Annotated in this window: 20 protein-coding genes; 10 read left to right on the top strand and 10 right to left on the bottom strand. The window is 68.7% G+C overall.

The window, feature by feature from the left end; genetic code table 11:
* Positions 1–220 precede the first annotated feature (220 nt).
* From rocF to LOS78_RS15665, 4 genes are all read right to left on the bottom strand, one after another.
* Positions 221–1,141, bottom strand: a complete 921-nt coding sequence (gene rocF, locus LOS78_RS15680) for an arginase (protein WP_028713250.1) — start codon at positions 1,139–1,141, stop codon at positions 221–223.
* 94 nt (positions 1,142–1,235) lie between these two features.
* A complete protein-coding gene (gene metG / locus LOS78_RS15675; protein WP_230377429.1) occupies positions 1,236–2,954 on the bottom strand; it encodes a methionine--tRNA ligase in 1,719 nt (572 codons plus the stop codon).
* Between the two features lie 829 nt (positions 2,955–3,783).
* A complete protein-coding gene (locus LOS78_RS15670; protein ID WP_028717037.1) occupies positions 3,784–4,227 on the bottom strand; it encodes an NUDIX hydrolase in 444 nt (147 codons plus the stop codon).
* Positions 4,228–4,833, bottom strand: a complete 606-nt coding sequence (locus LOS78_RS15665) for a GcrA family cell cycle regulator (RefSeq protein WP_028713252.1) — start codon at positions 4,831–4,833, stop codon at positions 4,228–4,230.
* 131 nt (positions 4,834–4,964) lie between these two features.
* Between LOS78_RS15665 and LOS78_RS15660 the strand changes: the two genes are divergently transcribed.
* The 4 genes from LOS78_RS15660 (at position 4,965) to argF (ending at position 8,624) form a co-directional block, all read left to right on the top strand.
* Complete coding sequence (locus LOS78_RS15660) at positions 4,965–5,786, top strand: ABC transporter permease (RefSeq protein ID WP_230377428.1); 822 nt, start codon at positions 4,965–4,967, stop codon at positions 5,784–5,786.
* Positions 5,787–5,958: 172 nt separating this feature from the next.
* On the top strand, positions 5,959–7,131 hold the full coding sequence (locus tag LOS78_RS15655; protein ID WP_028717036.1) for an aspartate aminotransferase family protein: 1,173 nt from the start codon (positions 5,959–5,961) through the stop codon (positions 7,129–7,131).
* The gene (locus LOS78_RS15650) at positions 7,124–7,600 is read left to right on the top strand and encodes a GNAT family N-acetyltransferase (protein ID WP_230377427.1); all 477 of its coding nucleotides are present in this window, start codon (positions 7,124–7,126) and stop codon (positions 7,598–7,600) included. Before LOS78_RS15655 ends, LOS78_RS15650 begins: the two co-directional genes overlap by 8 nt.
* Before the next feature lie 97 nt (positions 7,601–7,697).
* Positions 7,698–8,624: an ornithine carbamoyltransferase gene (gene argF, locus LOS78_RS15645; protein WP_028713256.1), complete on the top strand. Its 927-nt coding sequence runs from the start codon at positions 7,698–7,700 to the stop codon at positions 8,622–8,624.
* Positions 8,625–8,952: 328 nt separating this feature from the next.
* On the opposite strand, the gene LOS78_RS15640 is transcribed toward argF, so the two are convergent.
* Together LOS78_RS15640 and LOS78_RS15635 are read right to left on the bottom strand one after the other, a co-directional pair.
* Positions 8,953–10,380: an HlyD family type I secretion periplasmic adaptor subunit gene (locus tag LOS78_RS15640; protein WP_230377426.1), complete on the bottom strand. Its 1,428-nt coding sequence runs from the start codon at positions 10,378–10,380 to the stop codon at positions 8,953–8,955.
* Positions 10,377–12,119 (bottom strand): type I secretion system permease/ATPase, encoded by a 1,743-nt coding sequence (locus LOS78_RS15635; protein ID WP_230377425.1) that lies wholly within the window; start codon positions 12,117–12,119, stop codon positions 10,377–10,379. The genes LOS78_RS15640 and LOS78_RS15635 overlap by 4 nt, the downstream gene beginning before the upstream one ends.
* Before the next feature lie 180 nt (positions 12,120–12,299).
* Between LOS78_RS15635 and LOS78_RS15630 the strand changes: the two genes are divergently transcribed.
* Positions 12,300–13,010: a VacJ family lipoprotein gene (locus LOS78_RS15630; RefSeq protein WP_230377424.1), complete on the top strand. Its 711-nt coding sequence runs from the start codon at positions 12,300–12,302 to the stop codon at positions 13,008–13,010.
* Entirely contained in the window at positions 13,000–13,608 is a 609-nt protein-coding gene (locus LOS78_RS15625) for a phospholipid-binding protein MlaC (RefSeq protein ID WP_028713260.1), read from the top strand. Before LOS78_RS15630 ends, LOS78_RS15625 begins: the two co-directional genes overlap by 11 nt.
* Before the next feature lie 57 nt (positions 13,609–13,665).
* On the opposite strand, the gene LOS78_RS15620 is transcribed toward LOS78_RS15625, so the two are convergent.
* A complete protein-coding gene (locus LOS78_RS15620; RefSeq protein WP_230377423.1) occupies positions 13,666–15,999 on the bottom strand; it encodes a transglycosylase domain-containing protein in 2,334 nt (777 codons plus the stop codon).
* A 259-nt stretch (positions 16,000–16,258) separates the two neighbouring features.
* Here LOS78_RS15620 and LOS78_RS15615 point away from each other — a divergent pair, with 259 nt between their 5' ends.
* Positions 16,259–17,704: an ammonium transporter gene (locus tag LOS78_RS15615; protein ID WP_198019353.1), complete on the top strand. Its 1,446-nt coding sequence runs from the start codon at positions 16,259–16,261 to the stop codon at positions 17,702–17,704.
* A 67-nt stretch (positions 17,705–17,771) separates the two neighbouring features.
* On the opposite strand, the gene LOS78_RS15610 is transcribed toward LOS78_RS15615, so the two are convergent.
* The gene (locus LOS78_RS15610) at positions 17,772–18,773 is read right to left on the bottom strand and encodes a polyprenyl synthetase family protein (protein WP_230377422.1); all 1,002 of its coding nucleotides are present in this window, start codon (positions 18,771–18,773) and stop codon (positions 17,772–17,774) included.
* Positions 18,774–18,848: 75 nt separating this feature from the next.
* Here LOS78_RS15610 and LOS78_RS15605 point away from each other — a divergent pair, with 75 nt between their 5' ends.
* From LOS78_RS15605 to LOS78_RS15595, 3 genes are read left to right on the top strand one after another with little or no spacing between them, the layout of a single operon-like run.
* A complete protein-coding gene (locus tag LOS78_RS15605; protein WP_010398258.1) occupies positions 18,849–19,061 on the top strand; it encodes a DUF2007 domain-containing protein in 213 nt (70 codons plus the stop codon).
* A complete protein-coding gene (locus LOS78_RS15600) occupies positions 19,054–19,812 on the top strand; it encodes a tRNA1(Val) (adenine(37)-N6)-methyltransferase (protein ID WP_230377421.1) in 759 nt (252 codons plus the stop codon). The genes LOS78_RS15605 and LOS78_RS15600 overlap by 8 nt, the downstream gene beginning before the upstream one ends.
* 58 nt (positions 19,813–19,870) lie before the next feature.
* Positions 19,871–20,035: a YdcH family protein gene (locus tag LOS78_RS15595; RefSeq protein WP_084637836.1), complete on the top strand. Its 165-nt coding sequence runs from the start codon at positions 19,871–19,873 to the stop codon at positions 20,033–20,035.
* A 110-nt stretch (positions 20,036–20,145) separates the two neighbouring features.
* Here LOS78_RS15595 and LOS78_RS15590 read toward each other — a convergent pair whose 3' ends face one another.
* Both LOS78_RS15590 and LOS78_RS15585 read right to left on the bottom strand, forming a co-directional pair.
* Positions 20,146–20,871, bottom strand: a complete 726-nt coding sequence (locus tag LOS78_RS15590; RefSeq protein WP_028713265.1) for a beta-ketoacyl-ACP reductase — start codon at positions 20,869–20,871, stop codon at positions 20,146–20,148.
* Positions 20,872–20,957: 86 nt separating this feature from the next.
* Positions 20,958–22,133, bottom strand: a complete 1,176-nt coding sequence (locus LOS78_RS15585; RefSeq protein ID WP_028713266.1) for an acetyl-CoA C-acetyltransferase — start codon at positions 22,131–22,133, stop codon at positions 20,958–20,960.
* Positions 22,134–22,300 lie beyond the last annotated feature (167 nt).

Below are 22,300 nucleotides of genomic sequence, written 5' to 3'. Positions count from 1 at the left end.
GGCTCGGGATATTCGCAGCGATGCTTTGCCGCTGGGCAAGTTGGTGGCGCATACCGCGGAGAGGGCGCCGCGAAGCGCGCGGCAGGGCGGTTGGCCGGCTGCCGCGCTCTGCGCAGGACGGGCCGCCGGCTGCCGGCAGGGCGGCCATGACGCGTTCCGGAAAATCCTCGGACCGCCGGCCGGATGTCCCTTGCGCGCCGGGGTTCGGGTGACGGCTCTTTCAGTAACTGCGCGTCGGCCGGTCGAAGACCTTGCGTCCCATCAGCGAGCCGACCAGATCGACCATCAGCTTGGCGGTGCGGCCGCGCTCGTCCAGGAACGGGTTCAGCTCGACCAGGTCCAGCGAGGTCATCAGCCCGCTTTCGTGCAGCAGTTCGCAGACCAGATGCGCCTCGCGGAAGGTGGTGCCGCCGGGGACGGTGGTGCCGACGGCCGGCGCGATCGAAGGGTCGAGGAAATCGACGTCCAGCGACACATGCAGCAGCCCTTTCTCCTCCCGCACCCGGTCGAGGAATTCGCGCAGCGGCGCGACGATGCCGCGCTCGTCCAGGACGCGCATGTCGTTCACGACGATCTCGGTCTCGCGCAGCGCGGCGGATTCGGCGGCGTCCACGCTGCGGATGCCGAACATGCAGATGTTCCGGCCCGGGATCGGCGCCGGAAAGGCGGGAAAGGCGTCGAAGCCCGCCCGGCCCGAGGCATAGGCCAGGGGCGTGCCGTGCAGGTTGCCCGATTGGGTGGTCTCGACGGTGTGGAAATCGCTATGCGCGTCCAGCCACAGCACGAATTGCGGCCGGCCCGCCGCATGGGCATGTGCGGCCACCCCGGCCAGCGTGCCAAGCGCCAGCGCATGGTCGCCGCCCAGAAAGATCGGCAGGCCTTCCTCCATCGCCGCACAGCCGGCGGCGCGCAGGGCCTCGGTCCAGGCGATGATCTCGGGCAGGTGATGCACGGCGGCGTTGGGGCAGCTCTGGCCGCGGCCGGGGGCGGGGCACAGATCGCCGCGATCCTCGACCGTGTGCCCCAGCGCGGTCAGGGTCGAGGCCAGCCCGGCCACGCGATAGGCGGCGGGGCCCATCAGGCAGCCGGGCCGCCGCTGGCCCTCGTCCACCGGGGCGCCGATCAGGATGCAATGGGTCATGTTGGCCTCTGCGCTTGTCGGTCGGGATGTTCGCGATCATGCCCTTGCCCGGCGGCGGAAGTCCACCGCCCGCGTCAGCGGCGCAAGCCCCGCATCAGCCGCGGATGCCCTTGAAGCGGTCCTGCCATTCGTCGCGTTGCTCGTCGCTGATCTTGGCGAACAGCACCTCCGGCACGGTGAAGGCGTGGCCGGCGGGCAGCGCCTGCAGGGCGGTGCGGACATCGTCGGGCCAGGCCCGGTCCTGGCTTTGCATCGCCGCCAGCATCGCATCCGCCGCGAAGGGGATGAAGGGCGAGGACAGAACGGCATAAAGCCGGATCAGGTTCAGCCCCAGCCGGACCTGCATCGCCGCCTTGTCCGGGTCGGTCTTGAAGGTGGACCAGGGCGCGGCCGATTGCAGGTATTCGTTGCCCAGAACCCAGATCGCCCGCAGTTCCGCCGCCGCCTTGCGGACCTCGACATGGTCCATGAAGCCCTCATAGGCGCGGATGCGGGCGGTCAGCGCCTCGACCAGCGCCTCTTCCTCGGGGCCGTAGCTGCCGCCCTCGGGGATGGCCTCGCCGAATTTGCTGCGGCAGAACTTGGTGATCCGGCTGACGAAATTGCCCAGCACGTCGGCCAGGTCCTTGTTCACCGATTGCTGGAAATTGTCCCAGGTGAACTCGCTGTCCCCCGATTCCGGGGCGTGCGACAGCAGCCACCAGCGCCAGTAATCGGCGGGCAGGATCGACAGCGCCTGATCCATGAACACGCCACGCCCCTGGCTGGTCGAGAACTGCCCGCCGTCATAGGTCAGGTAGTTGAAGCTCTTGATGTAATCGACCAGTTTCCACGGCTCGCCCGAGCCGATGATCGTGGCCGGGAAGGAAAGCGTGTGGAAGGGCACGTTGTCCTTGCCCATGAACTGGGTATAGGTCACGTCCTCGGCGCCCTCGTCCAGGCGCCACCAGCGGCGCCAGGCGCTGTCGGGTTCGCCGCGCTTGTCGGCGCCCTCGGCGGTGGCGGCGATATATTCGATGGGCGCGTCGAACCAGACGTAGAAGACCTTGCCCTCCATCCCCGGCCAGGGCTTGTCGCCCTTTTTCACCGGGATGCCCCAGTCGAGGTCGCGGGTGATGCCGCGATCCTGCAGCCCGTCGCCGTCGTTCAGCCATTTCTTGGCGATCGAGGTGGTCAGGATCGGCCAGTCGGTCTTGCTGTCGATCCAGGCGGCGATCTGGTCCTTCAGCGCCCGCTGGCGCAGGTAGAGGTGCTTGGTCGCCCGCACTTCCAGATTGGTCGAGCCGGAAATGGCCGAGCGCGGCTCGATCAGGTCGGTCGGGTCGAGCTGCTTGGTGCAGTTCTCGCACTGGTCGCCGCGCGCCTTGTCATAGCCGCAGTTGGGGCAGGTGCCCTCGATATAGCGGTCGGGCAGGAACCGGCCGTCGTCGATGGAATAGACCTGCCGCTCCTCGACCTCGGCGATATAGCCGTTCTCATCCAGCTTGCCGGCGAAATGCTGGGTCAGCACGTGGTTGCGTTCGCTGGACGACCGGCCGAAATGGTCGAAGGACAGGCCGAAATTGCGGGCGATTTCCGCCTGGATCTCGTGCATCTCGGCGCAATAGACGGCTATCGGCTTGCCGGCCTTGGCGGCGGCAAGCTCGGCGGGGGTGCCGTGCTCGTCCGTGGCGCAGATGAACATCACCTCATGCTCGCGGCCCCGCAGGTAGCGGGCATAGAGATCCGCCGGAAGCTGCGAGCCGACGAGATTGCCGAGGTGCTTGATCCCGTTGATGTAAGGGATCGCCGAGGTGATGAGGTGCCGGGCCATATGCGGATCCTGTAAGGTTCGTCGCCCGTGTTTAGCCCCCGGATCGGGTGAAGGCCAGCGCCTAAAGGCCGGCGCGGTTGTGCATCCGGGCCGGGCGGATTATGTCGTTGTGGTGACGATTTCATGATGGTCGCGTCCCGCGTGCCGGCCGTCGTGCCGGGTTTCCCAGCCAAGCATCCAGCCGCGTTAGGAGCCAGATGACCTTGAAACCCGCCACCCTGCTTTCTTGCCAGCTGGGCCTGATCCTGCTGGCGTTGAGCCTGGACCTGATAACCCAGGCGCAGGTCGCCTCGATTTTCAAGGAAGACCACAGCATCGAGATCCTGTCCGCGCTGCTGCTGGTGGTGCCGGCGCTGCTCTGGCTGGCCTGGGGGCGAGAGCGGCGCCGGCATTGGCACATCCCGGCAATCCTGCTGCTGATGGCGATGCGCGAGCTGGATTTCGACAAGCAATTCACGACCGAGGGGCTGCTGCAGCTGCGGCTTTACAGCGGCGGGGCGCCGGTCTGGGAAAAGGCCGTCGGTGCGGCGGCGGTGGCTCTGATCCTGCTTTGCGGGTGGCGGCTGCTGGTCCTGAACCTGCCGCGCTGGTGGCGCGGCCTGCGCGCGGGCGACACGACATGCTGGCTGGTCGGCGGCGCGGCGCTGCTGCTGGTGGTCTCGAAATCGCTGGACGGGCTGGACCGCAAGCTGGCGGGTTTCGGCATCATGCTGCAGCCCGGGCAGGGGGCGCTGGCCGACCGGTTCGAGGAATTGCTGGAACTGGGCCTGGCGGTCCTGCTGGTGCAGGCGGTGGCCTGTTTCGCGCGGCCGGACCGGCAGGGGGCCGGTCAGCCGCCCAGCCGCTCCAGCCGCAGCGCCTTGGCCACCGTATCGGCCACCCGCGCGCTGAGCGGCAGGGCGGCGCTGCGGATCTCCTCGACCGAGACCCAGCGCGCATCCAGCGCGTCATCCGCCGCCACCGGCACGCCCGAGACATAGTCGCAGCGCACCGCGGCCAGCAGGAAATGAAAGCGCAGGGCGCCATCGGCCCCGTGTTCGATCACGTCGATATTGTCGATATAGGCCCTTGGCCGGGCGATGACGCCGGTTTCCTCGGCCAGCTCGCGGGCGGCGGCCTGCAGCGCGGTTTCCCCGGGCTCGACATGGCCGCCGGGAAAACCCCAGAGCCCGGCATCGGGCGGGTTTCGGCGCTGCACCAGCAGGACGCGGGCCGCATCGCCCCGGCCGTCCAGCGTCACCGCCAGCGCGGCCAGCCGGGGAAAGCCGGCCACCTACCGCCTGCGGTCGCGACGGGCGCTCATCGGCTGGAAGGCCACGCCGACATGCGCCTCGCAATAGGGCTTGCCGGGCATCGAGGGCAGGCCGCAGAACCAGAACTTGTCGGTCGCCGGGTCGCCGATCGGCCATTTGCAGGTGCGCTCGGTCAGCTCCATCAGCGTCAGCTTGCGCGCGCGCTTCTCGACCTCGCGGACCGAGGCCAGCGCCTCGGGGCTGATCTCGTTGGCCGAGGGCTGCGGCGGCAGCGGCTGGCCGGCCGGCACGATGGGCCGGCGGTTGAAGCTGGCGGGCTGCGGCGCGGGTTCGGGCACCGGCTCGGGTGCGGCGGCTGCCGCGGGCTTCGGTTCGGGTGCGGGCGCCGGCTGGGCCGCCGCCGCGGGCTTCGGCTCGGGCGCCGCTGCGGCGGGTGCGGGTTTGGCGACGGGGTCGGGCGCCGGATCCGCGCCGTCCTCGGTGCGATTCGACAGGCCCAGGCGGTGGACCTTGCCGATCACCGCGTTCCGGGTCACGCCGCCCAGCTCCTTGGCGATCTGGCTGGCCGACTGGCCCTCGGCCCACATGCGTTTCAACGTCTCGACGCGCTCGTCGGTCCAGGACATGGCTTGCCTTTCATGCACCGGGATGCGTCCCGGCGCTCTTCGTGCTAGTGGCTTCAATTCCGCAAGACCCGGCCTTAAATCCGGGGATAGCCAGATTTACCCATCCGAGCCCGCAAATTCAAGGAGCCCCGATGCAGCCCGACCCGACCAGCCCCGGATTCCGCCAGATGGGCGTGCGCCGCTTCGGCCGGATGAACTGGCTGGGCCTCTATACGCTCAGCCGGCGCGAGATCATGCGCTTCATGAGCGTCTGGCAGCAGACCATCTTTGCGCCGCTGATGACCTCGGCGCTGTTCGTGATCGTCTTTGCCCTGGCGCTGGGGCAAAACCGCGGCGAGGTGATGGGCCTGCCCTATCTGGCCTTCCTGGGTCCCGGCATCCTGATGATGACGGTGATCCAGAACGCCTTTGCCAATACCTCCTCGTCGATCATCTCGGCCAAGATGCAGGGCAATATCGTCGACACGCTGATGCCGCCGCTCTCGGCGGGCGAGATCCTGGCCGGCTATCTGATCGGCGCGGTGACGCGGGCGCTGATCGTCGCCGCCGCCATCGCCGCCGGCATGGCGCTGGTGATCGGGCAGGGGGTGGCGCATCCGGTCTGGGCGCTGGGTTTCGTGGTCTTGGGCGCGCTGCTGATGGGCGGGCTGGGGCTTCTGGCCGGGATCGTGGCGCAGAAATTCGACCAGATGGCGGTGATCACCAATTTCATCGTGACGCCGCTGTCCTTCCTGTCGGGCACCTTCTATTCCGTCGAGGCGCTGCCCGAGCCGTTCCGGGCGCTGGCGCATTGGAACCCGATCTTCTACCTGATCGACGGCGCGCGCTACGGCATCGCCGGGGTTTCCGACGCGCCGGTGCTGCGCGGGCTGGCGGTCTGCGCGCTGACCGTGGCGCTGGTGCTGTTCACCGCCTGGCGCTGGCTGGCCACCGGCTACCGCATGAAGCCCTGAAATCTCCGTTGCACGGGGCGCGCATCCGCGCTATGCGACGGGCATGATCGCCCGGACCGCCCATATCGCCCGTCCCCGACGTTGACGCCTTCAACGTCCGATCCCGCCTGCCTTTCCGTCTTTCCGTCAGCCATGGTGCCGCCGCGCGGCCGTTCCCAGAGAGGGTAACTCCATGATTTCGCACGTCCTGCCGACCTATAACCGCGCCCCCATCGCCTTCGAGCGGGGCGAGGGCTCCTGGGCCATCGCGACGGACGGGACGCGATATCTGGACCTTGGCGCCGGCATCGCCGTGAACGCGCTGGGTCACGCCAATCCCGACCTGGTCGCCGCGCTGACCGAGCAGGCGAACCGCATCTGGCATGTCTCGAACCTCTACCAGATCCCCGAGCAGGAGAAGCTGGCGGACCTGCTGGTCGAGCATACCTTCGCCGACACCGCCTTCATCACCAATTCCGGCACCGAGGCCGCGGAGCTGGCGATCAAGATGGTGCGCAAGTATTGGAGCGAGCAGGGCGATCCCGACCGCTACGAGATCCTGACCTTCGAGGGTGCCTTTCACGGCCGCTCGACCGGCGCCATCGCGGCGGCGGGTTCGGAAAAGATGGTCAAGGGCTTCGGCCCGCTGATGCCCGGCTTCCGGCAATTGCCCTGGGGCGACATGGAGGCGCTGAAGGCGGCGATCTCGGACCGCACCGCTGCCGTCATGCTGGAGCCGGTGCAGGGCGAGGGCGGCATCCGCCCGCTGCCCGATGCCGACCTGGCGGCGATCCGCGCGCTGTGCGACCGGACCGGCGCGCTGCTGGTGCTGGACGAGGTGCAGTCGGGCATGGGCCGCACCGGCAAGCTGTTCGCGCATGAATATGCCGGCATCGCCCCCGACATCATGATGGTCGCCAAGGGCATCGGCGGCGGCTTCCCGCTGGGCGCGGTGCTGGCCACGGAAAAGGCCGCCGCCGGCATGGCGGTGGGCACGCATGGCTCGACCTATGGCGGCAATCCCCTGGCCTGCGCGGTGGGCGCCAAGGTGATGCAGATCGTCGCCGCGCCCGAATTTCTGGCCGAGGTGAACCGCAAGGCCGCGCTGTTTCGCCAGAAGCTCGAGGGGCTGGTGGCGGCGCATCCCGATGTCTTCGACTTCGTGCGCGGCCAGGGGCTGATGCTGGGGCTGAAATGCAAGGTCGCGCCGGGCGAGGTGGTCAAGGCCGGCTATGCCGAGCATATCCTGACCGTGGCCGCGGCCGACGACACGCTGCGGCTGCTGCCGCCGCTGACCATCTCGGACGAGGAAATCGCCGAGGCGGTCGCCCGGCTCGACCGGGCGGCCAGCAGGATCGATGGATAGGTTCGGCTTCCGACCGGTGACGCGCGCCGATCTGCCCATGCTGGCGGATTGGCTGCGCCTGCCCGAGGTGGCGCGCTGGTGGCGCGGCGCCGAGGAGCAGCTGGCCGGGATCGAGGAGGATCTGGAGGAGCCGGCCATGCGGCAATGGCTGGCCCTGCTGGACGGCGCGCCCATCGCCTATGCGCAATTCTACCCGGCGCATCACTGGGGCGCGCCGCATTTCGCCGGCCTGCCGGCCGATGCGCTGGCGATCGACTGCTTTTCCGGTCCCGCGGGTTTCGGCCATGGCGGCGCCTGGCTGCGTGCCCTGGGCGACCGGCTGCTGGCCGAGGCGCCGGTGCTGGTCATCGACCCCGAGCCCGACAACCTGCGTGCGATCCGGGCCTATGGGAAGGCAGGCTTTCGCGGCGAAGAGCTGCGTCCCGCCGAGGAGGGAACCCTGGCCCGCGTCATGACCCGGCACCGATGAGGTTGCGTCGAATTCCGCCGCGACACCGGGCCTTGGGCCTTGACCTCCGTTCGGCAAAGCGGCTTGCTTGCCGGATCAATGCGAAAGACAGTCAAAGATGAACAGTTTCCTCGACATCCATACCACCGACAAGGCAGATCTGCGCGGCATGATCGACACCGCGCGCCGGATGAAGGACGCGCGCAACGGCCAGCCCAAGGGAACGCCCGATGCCGATCTGCCGCTCAGGAACCGCATGGTGGCGCTGATCTTCGAAAAGCCCTCGACCCGGACCCGCGTCAGTTTCGACCTGGGCGTGCGGCAGATGGGCGGCCAGACCATGGTGCTGTCGGGCAAGGAGATGCAGCTGGGCCATGGCGAGACCATCGCCGACACCGCCCGGGTGCTGTCGCGCTATGTCGACCTGATCATGATCCGCACCTTCGAAGAGGCGACGCTGCTGGAAATGGCCGAGCATGCCAGCGTCCCGGTGATCAACGGCCTGACCAACCGCACCCATCCCTGCCAGATCATGGCCGATGTGATGACTTTCGAGGAGCATCGCGGGCCCATCGCCGGGCGCAAGGTGGTCTGGTCGGGCGACGGCAACAATGTCTGCTGCTCGATGATCCATGCCGCCGGCCAGTTCGGCTATGACTTCACCTTCACCGGCCCGCCCACGCTCGACCCCGAACGCGAGGCGGTGGAATTCGCCCGCGCCCAGGGGGTGCAGGTGCAGATCGAGCGCGATCCGATGCGGGCGGTCGAGGGCGCCGATCTGGTGGTGACCGATACCTGGGTGTCGATGCATGATCCGCAATCGGCGCGCGAACGGCGGCACAACCAGCTGCGCCCCTATCAGGTGAACGAGGCGCTGATGGCGCGGGCCAAGCCGGATGCGCTGTTCATGCATTGCCTGCCGGCGCATCGCGACGACGAGGCGACCAGCGCGGTGATGGACGGGCCGAACTCGGTCATCTTCGACGAGGCCGAGAACCGGCTGCATGCGCAAAAGGCCATCATGCGCTGGTGCCTGGGCCTGTAGAGCATCGCGGCCGGCGCGCATCCGCTTTCGGCCGGGATCGTCCTGGCCCGGATCGCTGGCCCCGGGCCTGCGACCGACCGGCCCCGGGAGGCGTTGCGGGGTCAAGGCGCCGCCTGACCGGGTCCAGGCATCGTCCCATGCCCACCATTCGCTGCGGCGGGGGGTGGACCTGCCCCGGGTCTCGCGCAGGCCGGATCGGCGCCTTTGCGGCAGCGGCCCCTGTGCCGGAGGCGTGGCAAAGGAGGCTCTGCCCCCGTCGCGCCGCGGCGCGACTCCCCCGGGATATTTGGACAAGAAAGAAGCGGGGAGGCTGCCGCGGGCGATCCTGTCAGTTCTCGCGGAAGGCGCGGGTGAAATAGTCCGACAGCGGCTTCACCAGGTAGGCCATCGGGCTGCGGTCGCCGGTCTGGATATAGACCTCGACCGGCATGCCGGGCACCAGTTCCAGCCCCTGGAGCTTTTCGGCCTCGGCGGCGGGGATGGTCACCTCGGCCCGATAATAGGGCACATGGGTGGCCTGGTCGATCAGCGTGTCGGCGGAAACCCGGCTGAGCGTGCCGTCGATCTCGGGCGTGGTGCGCGACGAGAAGGACGAGAAGCGCAGCGCCACCTGCTGTCCGGGATGGACCTCGTCGATATTGATCGGGGCGATGCGGGCCCCCACCACCAGCGGGCGGTCCTGGGGGATCAGGAACATGATCGGGTCCGCCGGCCGGATCACCGAGCGCGGCGTGGTGATCTGCAGTTCCTGCACCACGCCCGAGACCGGGGCGCGGATTTCCAGCCGGGTGATCTGCTCGAGCAGCGAGCGGCGCCGTTCGGCCAGTTCCAGTTCGCGATAGCCGAGCTCGCGCAGTTCGGTCTCGGCCGCCTCGCGGCGGGTTGCGGTCTTTTCCAGCCGCGACAGGTCGATCTCGGCCAGCTGGGTCACGGCGCGGGCGCGCGTGGCGGTCGCCTCGCCCAGCAGCCCGTCGAGCCGCGCCGCCTCGCGTTCGAGCGCCAGCACGCGCGGCGCCTGCGCCAGGCCCTTTTCCAGCAGCGAGCGCTGGTCGCGCAGCTCTTGCGCGATGAAGCCCCTCTGCTGCTGCAGCGCCTGGCTCTGGGCATCCACCCCGCCGATCTGCGACTGGATCTGCTCGGCCTGTTTCGCCAGCTGGCCGAGCGACTGCTCGAGCGTATCGAGCCGGGCCAGGAACAGGCTCGACTGCCCGTCCATCAGCGCCTTCAGCTCGGGGCGCTTCGCGGCGGCTTCGATCAGGTCGGGCGGAAAGGCGATCTGCTTGCCGTCAGCCCGCTCGGCCTCGAGCCGGCCGCGGCGGGCGAGGATCTCGAAATACTGCCCTTCGACGATGGCCAGCTCGGTATTCAGCAGCGCGCCGTCCAGCCGGATCAGCGGCTGTCCGGCGCTCACGCTTTCGCCGTCCTGGATCAGGATTTCGGCGACCACCCCGCCATCCGGATGCTGGACGATCTGGCGGCGCTGTTCGACCTCGACCTGGCCGGGGGCGACCACGGCGCCGGCGATCCGCGCCGTCCAGGCCCAGAGCCCGAAGCCGCCGATCAGCACCAGCAGGGCCAGCAGCCCCAGCAGCACCGGTCCGCGCGCCGACCACTCCGGACGCTTGCGGACCGGCGCTGGCGGCGGGGCCGGGCTTTCTGCACGGCGGGCGCGGAAGCGCGGCGGGGCCTCGCGGCCGGCCGTCGGGGGCGACAGCTTTTCGACCGGGGCGCGGCCAAGCTCGCTGGGATCGGTCATGTCACGCCTCCGCCTTGGCCCTGGGCGCGGACGATCTGGTCGGCATTCCGGACCAGAGATTTCAGCACCTCGTCGCGCGGGCCGAAGGCGCGGCGCAGGCCCTGATCCATCACCAGCAGCATTTCGCATTCACTGATCGCGGCCGGGCGATGCGCCATGATGATGACGGCGCCGCCGCGCGCCTTGATGTTGCGGATCGCCAGATTCAGCGCCGTGGAGCCCTCGTTGTCGAGATTCGAGTTCGGCTCGTCCAGCACGAAGATCACCGGATCGGCATAGAGCGCCCGGGCCAGGCCGATGCGCTGGATCTGGCCGCCCGACAGCCGGCCGCCGGTCTGGCTGACCCTGGTGTCATAGCCCTGCGGCAGGTCCAGGATCATCCGATGCGCGGCCGCCGCCATGGCTGCGGCGACGACGCGCTGCGGATCGGGTTCGGGGGAAAGCCGGGCGATGTTCTCGGCAATGGTGCCGTCGAACAGCGTGACCTGCTGCGGCAGGTAGCCGATCAGCCCGCCCAGCACGTCCGGGTCGTATTGGTCGAGTGTCGCGCCCCCCAGGCGGATCGAGCCGGAGGCCACCGGCCAGGCGGCGATCAGCGCGCGGGCCAGCGTCGTCTTGCCGGCGCCCGAGGGGCCGATCACGCCGAGCGCCTGGCCGGGGCCCAGGTCGAAGCTGACCCCGCGCAGCGTGGCCACGGCCTGGCCGGGAGGGGCGACGGTCAGGTTGCGCACCTCGAGCAGCGCCTCGGGGCGGGGCAGCGGGGTCCGCTGCGGCACCGGCGGCCGGCGCGACAGCAGCTCGCCCAGCCGCCTCCAGCCGTCCTGGGCGCGCTGCACGATGGACCAGCCGCCCACCACCTGCTCGACCGGCGCGAGCGCCCGGCCCATCAGGATGGAAGAGGCGATCATCGCGCCCGGCGTCACCTCTTGCTGCAGCACCAGCCAGGCGCCGGCGGCCAGGATCGCGCTTTGCAGGAACAGCCGGAAGGTGCGGGAAAATACGGTGAAACCGGTGGCGCGATCGTTGCCGCGCATCACCGCTTCGGTCGCGGCGTCCCGTGCGGCCTGCCAGCGTTCGAAGGCCGCCGACCGCATGCCGAGCGAGCCGATCAGCTCGCCCTCGTCGCGATAGAGGTCCGACATGCGCTCGGCCGACTGGCTGGCGATGGCCGCCTGCTGCAGCGCGTCGCGGCCGAGCCATTGGTTCAGCAGCGTCGCGCCGACCAGCACCGCCAGGCCCGCCGTCGCCACCGCGCCCAGCAGGGGGTGGAAAAGGAAGACCGCCGCCAGGAAGAACGGCGCCCAGGGCAGGTCGAACAGCGCCATCAGCACCGGCGAGGCGATCAGCCGCTGCACCGCCTCGAGATCGCGCATCCCGCCGCGCACCACCAGGTCCGAGCCGGCGGCCTGGCCGTCCTGAAGCGCGGCGGTGAAGACGCGGCCCTCCATCCGTTCCTGGAAACGGGCGGCGATGCGGGACATGACGCGGTTGCGCGCCAGGTCGATCACCCCCATCAGGGTGAACAGGAAGACCACCAGCAGGAACAGCGCAGTCAGCGTCTCGACCGAGCGGCTGGCCAGGACCCGGTCATAGACCTGCATCATGAAAAGCGGCCCGGTCAGCATCAGCATGTTCACCGCGAACGAGAACAGGCCGACAAAGGCGTAAAGCTGCCAGGCCCTGCCCCGGGCGGATTTCAGCTCTTTCTGGCCGTCATGTCGCGTCGGCGGCAAGGCCATGCCGGTTCCTTCCTCGTCAACCTGTCCGGGCTTGCCCGGAATCGTTCCAGCGCATATCCCAAAGCGCGGCCGTGAAACAGTCCGCTCGCCACCCCCGGTCCCGCCGAGGCGAATCGTCGCCGCCTTGACAGGTCATAGCCACGGAAGGTTACCAAAAGCTTGCCCGCGCGGAATTTTTCAATGCTTCTTTTCGTCACCGCGATTCTGGCGGCCTGTTCTGCGGATCGCGGTGCCGAGGGCATCAACGATCCCTATGAGCCGATGAACCGCAAGATCCATGCCTTCAACCGCGGGCTCGATGCGCGGGTGGTCAAGCCGCTGGGCGCGGGCATGGCGGGCGAAGGCGACGACGGATTGGGCAGCCATGCCCTTGAGGCCGTTGGGAATTTCGGGTCGAACCTCGCGCTGCCCGGCAAGGCGGCGAACCACCTTCTGCAAGGCAGGCCGGCGCCGGCGGTGCGGACGAGCTTTCGCTTTCTGGTGAATTCGACGCTGGGGCTGGCCGGCTTCCTGGACCCGGCGGGCAAGGATTTCGCCCTGCCCGAGGAAGACACGGATTTCGGCGAGACGCTGGCCGTCTGGGGCATGGGCGAGGGGGCCTATCTGGAGCTGCCGCTGATCGGGCCTTCGACGACGCGCGACGCGGCCGGGCGGGTGGCCGATCTGGTGCTTGACCCGATGCGCGGCTGGCTGAACCGCGACCAGTATCTGATCGGCATGGGGGCGCGGGTCGCCTCAAAAGCCGGTGAACGGGGCCGTTTCGGCGATTCCGTCGATTCCATCCTGCACGAAAGCGCCGATAGTTATGCCCAGACGCGGCTGATCTGGTTGCAGCATCGCCGCCACGAGCTTGGCGAGGAAGGAGAGCACATTGACCCTTATGCCGAATGAGATCCGCCAGCCGGATCGCCGGGGCTTCCTGGGCCTGGTCGGCGCCGGGCTGGCACTGGCGGCCACTCCGGCCTGGGCGCTGGACACGAACGAGGCCCGGGCGCTGATCCAGACCTCGCTGGACGAGGTCTATGCCGTGATCAATTCCGGCCAGCCGCCGGCACAGATGTATCGCGCCTTCGAAGCGATCTTCGCGCGCTATGCGGATGTCGAGATCATCGCCCGCTCGGCGCTGGGTCCGGCGGCACGGCAGGCCGGCGCCGCCGAATTCGCCGATTACAGGCAGGCGTTCCAGGGTTATATCGGCCGCAAATACGGCAAGCGCTTCCGCGAGTTCATCGGCTCGAAGATCGAGGTGACGGGCGCCCGGCCGGTGAAATCCTTCTATGCGGTGACCTCGGTCGCCTATCTCAAGGGCCGCAGCCCGATGGAAGTCGAGTGGCATGTCTCGGACAAGTCCGGGAAAAGCCGCTATTTCAACATTATCATCGAGGGGGTGAACATGCTCGCCTCGGAACGGGCCGAGATCGGGGCGATGCTGGCGCGGCGCAAGGGCGATCTGGCGGCGCTGGCGGCGGACCTGAGGCAGGCGGGCTGAAACACATCCGCCCTGCGGCAAAGGGAAGGCCGGCCCCGCGGGACCGGCCTTTTGCCATTATTGCTGATAGACCCCTTCGATGCCGCGCAACGCCTGGGTCAGCGCGTCTTCGGTGCCGCCATCGGCGCCGGGCACCGGCATCTCGGCCTCGGGGCCGCTGGTCACGGTCTCGGCCGGGAAGGTCGGCGGGCCGCCGGGGGTCTGCACGCCGGGATCGGGCAGGGCTTGTCCCTCGGCGGGCGCCTGCGCCTGTCCCTGCGGCGAGGGCTGGCCGAGCGCCTCGGACAGCGCCGCGGCCAGCGGATCCGCCGCGCCGTCGCCGCCGGTGCTGACCACCTGCGGCACGGCGCTGTCGGGATCGAAGGCGAAATTGCCCAGCGGCTCGACCGGCAGGCCGTCATGGATCTCGGCCATCACCGCCTGCCAGATCTCGGCCGGCAGCCCGCCGCCGGTCACGCCCTTGAGCGGCGTGTTGTCGTCATAGCCCATCCAGACGCCGGTGACATATTGCCCGGTGAAGCCGATGAACCAGGCATCGCGATAGCTGGAGGTGGTGCCGGTCTTGCCCGCCGCCGGACGGCCCGACAGCTTGGCGCGGGTGCCGGTGCCGCGCTCGATCACCTGCTGCATCATGCCGATCAGCTCTCCGGCCGCCTTTTGCGAGATCACCCGCTGGCCCATGCCGCCGGCCTGGCCGATCAGCGCCTGGTCGTCGCCCTTGATGCGCAGCTCGACCAGGCCATAGGGGCTGACCGCGGTGCCGCCGTTGCGGATGCCGGCATAGGCGCCGGTCATCGCCAGCAGCGTCGATTCCGACACGCCCAGCCCCAGCGAGGGGCCGCTGGCCAGGTCGTTGGCAAAGCCGAAATCCTGCGCGACCCGGCGCACGGCGTCGCGGCCGGCGATCTCTTGCAGGCGGATCGTGGCGGTGTTCAGCGATTGCGACAGCGCCCGGGTCAGCGTCACCTCGCCCAGATAGCGGCGGGTATAGTTCTGCGGCGACCAGGGACCCGAGCCGCGCACGTTGATGGTCAGCGGTGCGTCCAGAACCGTGTCGTTGGGGCTGTAGCCCTGGTCCAGCGCCGCGGCATAGACGAAGGGCTTGAAGCTCGAGCCGGTCTGCCGCTTGGCCTGCGTCGCCCGGTTGAAGGTGCCGGTCGCGGTATTGTCGCGCCCGCCGATCATCGCCCGGACCGCGCCGTCGGGCGACATCACCACCACGGCCGCCTGCGCCTTGGAGCCGGGCGCGACCTTCTCGTCGAAGATACGCTTCAGCGCGCGTTCGGCGGCCCGCTGCACCCGCTGGTCGAAGGTGGTGGTGATGGTGACGTCCTCGGTCGTCTCGCTGGTCAGGAAGCCGGGGCCGGATTCCATCACCCAATCGGCGAAATAGCCGCCGGCCCGCGCCGCCGCCGCCTTGGACAGCGCCGCCGGCTGCGCCTTGGCCTCGGCGAACTGCTTGTCGTCCAGGTAGCCCTGGTCGTGCATCAGCCCCAGGATGACCGAGGCCCGGTCCTGCGCCCGCTGCAGGTTCGAGGTCGGCGCGAAATAGCTGGGCGCCTTGAGCAGCCCGGCCAGCATCGCCGCCTCGGCGGCGTTGACCTCGGCGGCCGACTTGTCGAAATAGCGTTGCGCCGCCGCCTCGAAGCCACGCGCCCCCGCACCCAGATAGGAGCGGTTCATGTAGATGTTGAGGATGTCCTGCTTGGAGTATTTGAACTCCATCGCCAGCGCATAGGGCACTTCCTTGACCTTGCGCCAGATCGAGGACTTGCGGCATTCCGCCTCGAACTCGGCCTCGGATTTCCAGCGGATCGGGTCGAAGCTTTCGCCCAGGCACAGCAGTTTCGCGACCTGCTGGGTGATGGTCGAGCCGCCATTGCCCTCCAGCGGGCCGCGGCCCTGGGACAGGTTGATCCGGATGGCGCTGGCGATGCCCTGCGGGTCCACGCCGAGGTGGCGATAGAATCGCTTGTCCTCGGTCGCGACCACCGCATTCTTCAGCACCGGGGCGATCTTGTCGGCGCTGACCATGCCGAAAGTTTCGCCACGCCAGGCGAAGACCCGCCCCTCGGTGTCCAGCATGGTGACCGAACCGCGGGCACGGCCGTCGAAAAGCGCCGAAGGTTCGGGCAGCGTCGTGTAGTAATAGAAGCTGGCGGCAAAGAGAATCAGCGCCACGGTCAGCCCCAGCCGCCAGACCGAGCCCCAGATCACCCGCCAGACCAGCAAGACGATTCCGGCGATTCCCCGCGTGACGACATTGCCGCGCCGCGGCTTCCGCGGCGGCTTGCCCGAGGATCCGCCGGATTGTTTCTGCCTTTTCTGAGGGGCTTGGTCGAAATTGCGCTTGTCCGCGACAATGCGGCCTGTGCCGGTCGGTTTCTTCATGCCTGCTTTCCTGCCCGGCCGAGTGCTCCGGCCCGTTGGCGCGCAACATACAGCAAAGCCCGGGGCTTGAGAACCGAGATGACCTATCAGTGAACTGCCCCGTCATGGCGCAAAGCCCGGCAAGGCTGCCCTTTTTCCGGGCAGACGAGGCGCGGGCTCGGCCGAAAGCTGCACAAACCTTGTGCCCGGCCGCGGGCGGCGGGTTTTCTGGCCGGGACATGGAACTGCTGCAACGCAGAAAGAAGGTGCAGGAAACATGATGAGACCTACCGCGATCAAACCCATGATCCCGGCGCTCGCCCTCCCGCTGATCGGGCTGGCGGTGCCGGCCCTGGCGCAGGATGCCGAAAGCCCCGCCGCCGCCGTCGAAGCCGTCGTCGAGGCGGTCGCGCCCATCGTGGACAAGGGCGACACGACCTGGATGATGATTTCGGCCATCCTGGTCATGGCCATGTCCATCCCGGGGCTGGCGCTGTTCTATGGCGGGCTGGTGCGCGCCAGGAACATGCTGTCCGTGCTGATGCAGGTCTTCACCGTCTTCTGCATCATGTCGATCCTCTGGGTCTGCTTCGGCTATTCGCTGGCCTTCACCGGCGCCGGCTCGGCCGAGGAGGCGAACTGGCTCACGCCCTTCATCGGCGGCTTCTCCAAGGCGTTCCTGGCGGGGGTGGACAGCTCGTCGCTGGCCGAGACCTTCACCACCAATGTCTATGTGCCGGAATATGTCTTCATCATCTTCCAGATGGCCTTCGCCTGCATCGCGCCGGCGCTGATCGTCGGCGCCACGGTCGAGCGGATGAAGTTCCAGGCCATGCTGGCCTTCGTGGTGATCTGGTTCTTCTTCTCCTACCTGCCGATGGCGCATATGGTCTGGTGGTGGGGCGGGCCCTCGGCCTTTGACGCGCCCGGAGGCTTCCTGTTCGGCCATGGCGATCTGGACTTTGCCGGCGGCACGGTCATCCATATCAACGCCGGCGTCGCCGGCCTGGTCGCCGCGCTGGTCGTCGGCCCGCGCCTCGGCTACGGCAAGGAGCTGATGGCGCCGCACAACCTGCCCTTCACCTTCCTCGGCGGCTGCCTGCTGTGGATCGGCTGGTTCGGCTTCAACGCCGGCTCGAACATGGAGGCCACCGGCACCGCCGCCATGGCGATCCTGAACACCACCGTCGCCACCTCGGCCGCGGCGCTGGCCTGGGCCTTCGGCGAATGGCTGTTCCGCGGCCATCCCTCGCTTCTGGGCGGCATCTCGGGCGCCATTGCCGGGCTTGTCGGCATCACGCCCGCCGCCGGTTTCGTGGGCCCGATGGGTGCCATCGTCATCGGCCTGGCCGCCGGCTTCCTGTGCATGTGGTTCGTGGTCAGCCTGAAGGCGAAGCTGGGCGTGGACGAAAGCTTGGACGTGTTCGGCATCCACGGCATCGGCGGCATCGTCGGCGCCATCCTGACCGGGGTCTTCGCGGCGCCGTCGCTGGGCGGCTCGGGCATCTACGACTATGCCACCGAATCGGTCGTGGCCGGCTACGACATCGCGGGCCAGCTGATGACGCAGACGCTGGGCGTGATCGTGGCGGTGGTCTGGTCGGCGGTGGTCTCGTTCATCGCGCTGATGATCGTCAAGGCGGTGGTCGGCCTGCGCGTCTCGGACAATGACGAGCGGCAGGGCCTCGACGTCACCACCCATGGCGAAAGCGCCTATAACAGCTGAGGCAGGGCTTCAGGCCAAGGAAAAGCCCGGCGCGAGCCGGGCTTTTTCGTTGCGCGGCGTCCGGCGGTCAGGCCAGGCGCGAGACCACGAAATCCGCCAGATCCGCCAGGATCCTGCGCAGGGGCTGGTCGGGGGCGGCCTGCAGGGCCGCCTTGGCGCGGCCCGCCCAGGCGATGGCGTCGGCGCGTGCGGCCTCCAGCGCCTCGCGGCGGCGCAGGATCTCCAGGGCGGCAGCCAGGTCGGATTCCTCCTGCCGGCCCTGGCCGATGGTGCGCTCCCAGAAGGCGCGTTCCCCGGCATCCGCGCGGGCAATGGCCTTGATCACCGGCAGGGTCAGCTTGCGCTCGCGGAAATCGTCGCCGACATTCTTGCCGATCACGGTGGTCGAGCCGCCGTAATCCAGAAGGTCGTCGACGATCTGGAAGGCGATTCCCAGCGCGTCGCCGTAATCGAACAGCGCCCGCTGCACCGCCGGCTCGGCGCCGGCGACCACCGCGCCCGCCTCGGTCGCGGCCGAGAACAGCGCCGCCGTCTTGCCGCGCACGATCTGGATATAGGTATCCTCGGTCGTGGCGATGTCCTGCGCGGCGGTCAGCTGCAGAACCTCGCCCTCGGCGATGGTGGCGCTGGCATTGGCCAGGATGCGCATGACCTGCATGCTTTCCGTGTCCGCCATCAGCTGGAAGCTGCGCGCGAACAGATAATCGCCGACCAGCACGCTGGACTTGTTGTCCCACAGCAGGTTCGCCGTCGGCCGGCCGCGGCGCTGCTGGCTTTCATCGACCACGTCGTCATGCAAGAGCGTCGCGGTATGGATGAACTCGACCGCGGCGGCCAGCAGGACATGGCTTTCGCCCGCATAGCCGCAAAGCCGCGCGGCGGCCAGCACCAGCATCGGCCGCAGCCGCTTGCCGCCGGCCTCGACCAGATGCGCGGTGACCTCGGGAATGCGGGGGGCGTGGCGGCTGGCCATGCGTTCGCGGATCAGCGCGTTGACCCGGTCCATATCCCCGGCAAGTTCGGCCGAAAGCCGGTCGAGCGGCTTGGAGACGTTTTCGTTCATGCCCATCAGCGATCCCCTTTCGCCGCAAGCCATTGCCATGCCATGGACACATGCGCAACAGCCGCGTAACTTTCCCGTGTCATGAAAGAGCTTCTGCGCACCACCGACCCGCTTCTCATCACCCGCGCCGCCGACCTGCTGGCGGCCGAGGGCATCCAGTCCTTTCCGCTGGACCAGCACATGAGCGTGCTCGAGGGCTCGCTGGGCATCCTGCCGCGGCGGCTGATGGTGGCGGATCGCGACCTGTTCATGGCGCGCGCCATCCTGCGGGACAATCGCATCCACCATGACTGAGCTGCGCGAGGACGGCTTCCTCGGCGGCCGGCTGCGCATCCTTCAGCCCGCGCGCGGCTATCGCGCCGGGGCCGATGCGGTGATGCTGGCCGCCGCCTGCCCGGCGCGGGCCGGCGACAGCGTGCTGGAACTGGGCTGCGGGGCCGGGGTGGCGCTGCTTTGCCTTGGCGCGCGGGTGCCGGGACTGCACCTGGCGGGGCTGGAGCTGCAGCCCGCCTATGCCGAACTGGCGCGACGCAATGCCGCGGCCAATGCCATCCCGGCGGAACTGCATCAGGGCGACCTGGCCCGGATGCCAGCCGAGCTGCGCGGCCGAAGCTTCGACCATGTCATCGCCAATCCGCCCTATTTCACCGGCGGCCCGCCGGCGCCGGATGCCGGTCGCGGCCGCGCCCGGCACGAGGCGACTCCGCTGCCGCAATGGGTCGAGGCCGGGCTGCGCCGGCTGCGGCCGGGCGGCCGGCTGACGCTGATCCAGCGCGCCGACCGGCTGGCGGCGATTCTGGCGGCGCTTTCCGGCCCGGCCGGGGCGATCGCGATCCTGCCGGTGGCGGCGCGCGCGGGGCGCGAGGCGGGGCGGATCATCGTCTCTGCCCGCAAGGGCGCGCGGGCGCCGCTGCGGCTGCTCACGCCCTTCGTCATGCATGCGAAACCGTCACATGCGGGCGATCAGGAGGACTTGACCGAGGCCGCGCAGGCGGTTTTGCGCGGGGGTGCGGCACTTTCGCTCGAGGGGCCGAATTTTCGGTGACAATGTGACGATTCTGTGCTGCAATCCCTTGGTTCGATCAATCCAAGAGGAGGACGACATGTCGGTTGAATCCCATGTTCAGGAGCTTCGCCGCAAACATCAGTCACTTTCGAACGCCATCGAGGCCGCGCATCGCAGCCCCGGCATGGATGACCTCACCATCGCCCAGATGAAGAAGGAAAAACTTCGCCTCAAGGAAGAGATCACACGCCTGTCGCATTGACCTGTGACACGGGCGGGCCCGGTCCCGCCCGCGGCCCTGACCATGGAATGAGAAACGGCCCGCGAGATCTCGCGGGCCGTTGCCATTTCGCGGCCTGTCCGGCCAAGGGGTCAGACGAAGAACTGGCCGCCGTTCGCGCTGATGGTCGAGCCGGTGATGAAGCCGGCCTCGTCCGAGGCCAGGAAGGTGACGCAGCGCGCGATCTCTTCGGGTTCGCCCAGGCGTCCGACCGGGATCTGGGGGATGATGCGCTCGTTCAGCACCTTCTCGTCGATGGCGCGGACCATCTCGGTGCCGATATAGCCCGGGCAGATCGCGTTCACGGTGATGCCGGCGCGCGCGCCCTCCTGGGCCAGGGCCTTGGTGAAGCCCAGGTCGCCCGCCTTGGCCGCCGAATAATTCGCTTGGCCGGCCTGCCCCTTCTGGCCGTTGATCGAGCTGATGTTGATGATGCGGCCGAACTTGCGGTCGCGCATGCCCGACCAGACCGGATGGGTCATGTTGAAGAGACCGGTCAGGTTGGTGTCGATGACCTCCTTCCACTGCTGGGGGGTCATCTTGTGGAACATCGCGTCGCGGGTGATGCCGGCATTGTTGACCAGCACGGCGATGGGGCCCAGCTCCTCCTCGACCTGCTTGATGCCCGCCGCACAGGCGTCGTAATCCGCCACCGACCATTTATAGGTCTTGATGCCGGTCTCCTCGGTAAAGGCGCGGGCGGCATCGTCATTGCCGGCGTAATTCGCGGCGACCGTATAGCCCGCCTCCTTCAGCGCCTTCGAGATCGCCGCGCCGATGCCGCGCGACCCGCCGGTCACAAGGGCCACTTTTGCCATTTCTCGTCCCCCTTTGAAAATGGTCTTGAAATTGTGTTACCGAACCCGGCCGGCGCGCGCAAGATAGTTGCGCGCGCCTTTTTCGATCAGGGACGTTCCAGGCACAGGGCGACGCCCATGCCGCCGCCGATGCACAGCGTCGCCAGACCCTTCTTGGCGTCGCGGCGCTGCATCTCGAACAGCAGCGTGTTCAGGATGCGCGCGCCCGAGGCGCCGATCGGGTGGCCGATGGCGATGGCGCCGCCGTTGACGTTGACGATGGCCGGATCCCAGCCCATGTCGCGGTTGACGGCGATGGCCTGGGCGGCAAAGGCCTCGTTCGCCTCGACCAGGTCCAGGTCGCCGACCGACCAGCCGGCCCGCTCCAGCGCCCTGCGGCTGGCCGGGATCGGGCCGGTGCCCATGATCTGCGGATCGACGCCGGCCGTCGCATAGGAGGCGATGCGCGCCAGCGGCGTCAGGCCGCGGCGGGCGGCCTCGTCCTCGGTCATCACCAGCACGGCGGCGGCGCCGTCATTCAGGCCCGAGGCGTTGCCGGCGGTCACCGTGCCCTCCTTGCTGAAGGCGGGGCGCAGCTTCTCCATCGCCTCCAGCGTGGCACCGTGGCGGATGTATTCGTCGGCATCGACCACCGTCTCGCCCTTGCGGGTCTTGATCGTCACCGGCACGATCTCATCGGCGAACTTCCCGGCCTTCTGCGCCGCTTCGGCCTTGTTCTGCGAGGCGACGGCGAACTCGTCCTGCTCGGCGCGGGTGATGCCCCATTTCGAGGCGACGTTCTCGGCCGTGGTGCCCATGTGGTAGTCGTGGAAGGCGTCCCAGAGCCCGTCCTTGATCATGGTGTCGAGCATCTTCATGTCGCCCATCTTCTGCCCCGAGCGGATATAGGCGGCATGGGGCGCCAGCGACATCGATTCCTGGCCGCCCGCCGCGACCACGGTGGCGTCGCCCAAGAGCACCTGCTGCGCCGCCAGCGCGACCGAGCGCAGGCCCGAGCCGCAGACCTGGTTCAGCACCCAGGCGGCGGAACCCTGCGGATAGCCGGCCTTGATATGGGCCTGACGGCCCGGGTTCTGGCCCTGGCCGGCGGTCAGGACCTGGCCGAGGATGGTTTCGGACACTTCGGAAGGATCGATGCCGGCGCGCTCGACAATGGCCTTCAGGACGATGGCGCCAAGGTCATGCGCGGGCAGGTTCGCATAGGATCCCAGAAAACTGCCGACGGGGGTGCGCGCGGCAGAAACGATTACGGCTTTGGTCATGACAGGTTCCCTCCTGATGCCGAGACGATCGGTGCATGCCGACGTTTGCCGTTTCGTTACCCGAGGTCAAGCGGACTTGGCGGCAGGTCCGGCGCGGAAACGCCGCATCCGGCCGGCTTGCGCGGCCGCCCTGCGCGGGCTGGCCGGGGCAGGGCCTTCCCCCGGTC

The sequence above is a fragment of the Paracoccus sp. MA genome, assembly GCF_020990385.1.
In the GTDB taxonomy this organism is placed as follows: Bacteria; Pseudomonadota; Alphaproteobacteria; order Rhodobacterales; family Rhodobacteraceae; genus Paracoccus.
The sequence above is the reverse complement of the archived record's forward strand: the minus strand, read 5'-3'. Positions and strand labels throughout refer to the sequence as shown.

Coding starts and splice junctions, on each gene's coding strand:
- rocF (WP_028713250.1), bottom strand. CDS start 1,141: ATGACCCATTGCATCCTGATCGGCGCCCCGGTGGACGAGGGCCAGCGG.
- LOS78_RS15665 (WP_028713252.1), bottom strand. CDS start 4,833: ATGTCCTGGACCGACGAGCGCGTCGAGACGTTGAAACGCATGTGGGCC.
- LOS78_RS15595 (WP_084637836.1), top strand. CDS start 19,871: ATGTCGGTTGAATCCCATGTTCAGGAGCTTCGCCGCAAACATCAGTCA.
- LOS78_RS15620 (WP_230377423.1), bottom strand. CDS start 15,999: ATGAAGAAACCGACCGGCACAGGCCGCATTGTCGCGGACAAGCGCAAT.
- LOS78_RS15590 (WP_028713265.1), bottom strand. CDS start 20,871: ATGGCAAAAGTGGCCCTTGTGACCGGCGGGTCGCGCGGCATCGGCGCG.
- LOS78_RS15600 (WP_230377421.1), top strand. CDS start 19,054: ATGACTGAGCTGCGCGAGGACGGCTTCCTCGGCGGCCGGCTGCGCATC.
- LOS78_RS15635 (WP_230377425.1), bottom strand. CDS start 12,119: ATGGCCTTGCCGCCGACGCGACATGACGGCCAGAAAGAGCTGAAATCC.
- LOS78_RS15585 (WP_028713266.1), bottom strand. CDS start 22,133: ATGACCAAAGCCGTAATCGTTTCTGCCGCGCGCACCCCCGTCGGCAGT.
- LOS78_RS15655 (WP_028717036.1), top strand. CDS start 5,959: ATGATTTCGCACGTCCTGCCGACCTATAACCGCGCCCCCATCGCCTTC.
- LOS78_RS15605 (WP_010398258.1), top strand. CDS start 18,849: ATGAAAGAGCTTCTGCGCACCACCGACCCGCTTCTCATCACCCGCGCC.
- metG (WP_230377429.1), bottom strand. CDS start 2,954: ATGGCCCGGCACCTCATCACCTCGGCGATCCCTTACATCAACGGGATC.
- LOS78_RS15640 (WP_230377426.1), bottom strand. CDS start 10,380: ATGACCGATCCCAGCGAGCTTGGCCGCGCCCCGGTCGAAAAGCTGTCG.
- LOS78_RS15650 (WP_230377427.1), top strand. CDS start 7,124: ATGGATAGGTTCGGCTTCCGACCGGTGACGCGCGCCGATCTGCCCATG.
- argF (WP_028713256.1), top strand. CDS start 7,698: ATGAACAGTTTCCTCGACATCCATACCACCGACAAGGCAGATCTGCGC.
- LOS78_RS15660 (WP_230377428.1), top strand. CDS start 4,965: ATGCAGCCCGACCCGACCAGCCCCGGATTCCGCCAGATGGGCGTGCGC.
- LOS78_RS15615 (WP_198019353.1), top strand. CDS start 16,259: ATGAGACCTACCGCGATCAAACCCATGATCCCGGCGCTCGCCCTCCCG.
- LOS78_RS15625 (WP_028713260.1), top strand. CDS start 13,000: ATGCCGAATGAGATCCGCCAGCCGGATCGCCGGGGCTTCCTGGGCCTG.
- LOS78_RS15610 (WP_230377422.1), bottom strand. CDS start 18,773: ATGGGCATGAACGAAAACGTCTCCAAGCCGCTCGACCGGCTTTCGGCC.
- LOS78_RS15630 (WP_230377424.1), top strand. CDS start 12,300: ATGCTTCTTTTCGTCACCGCGATTCTGGCGGCCTGTTCTGCGGATCGC.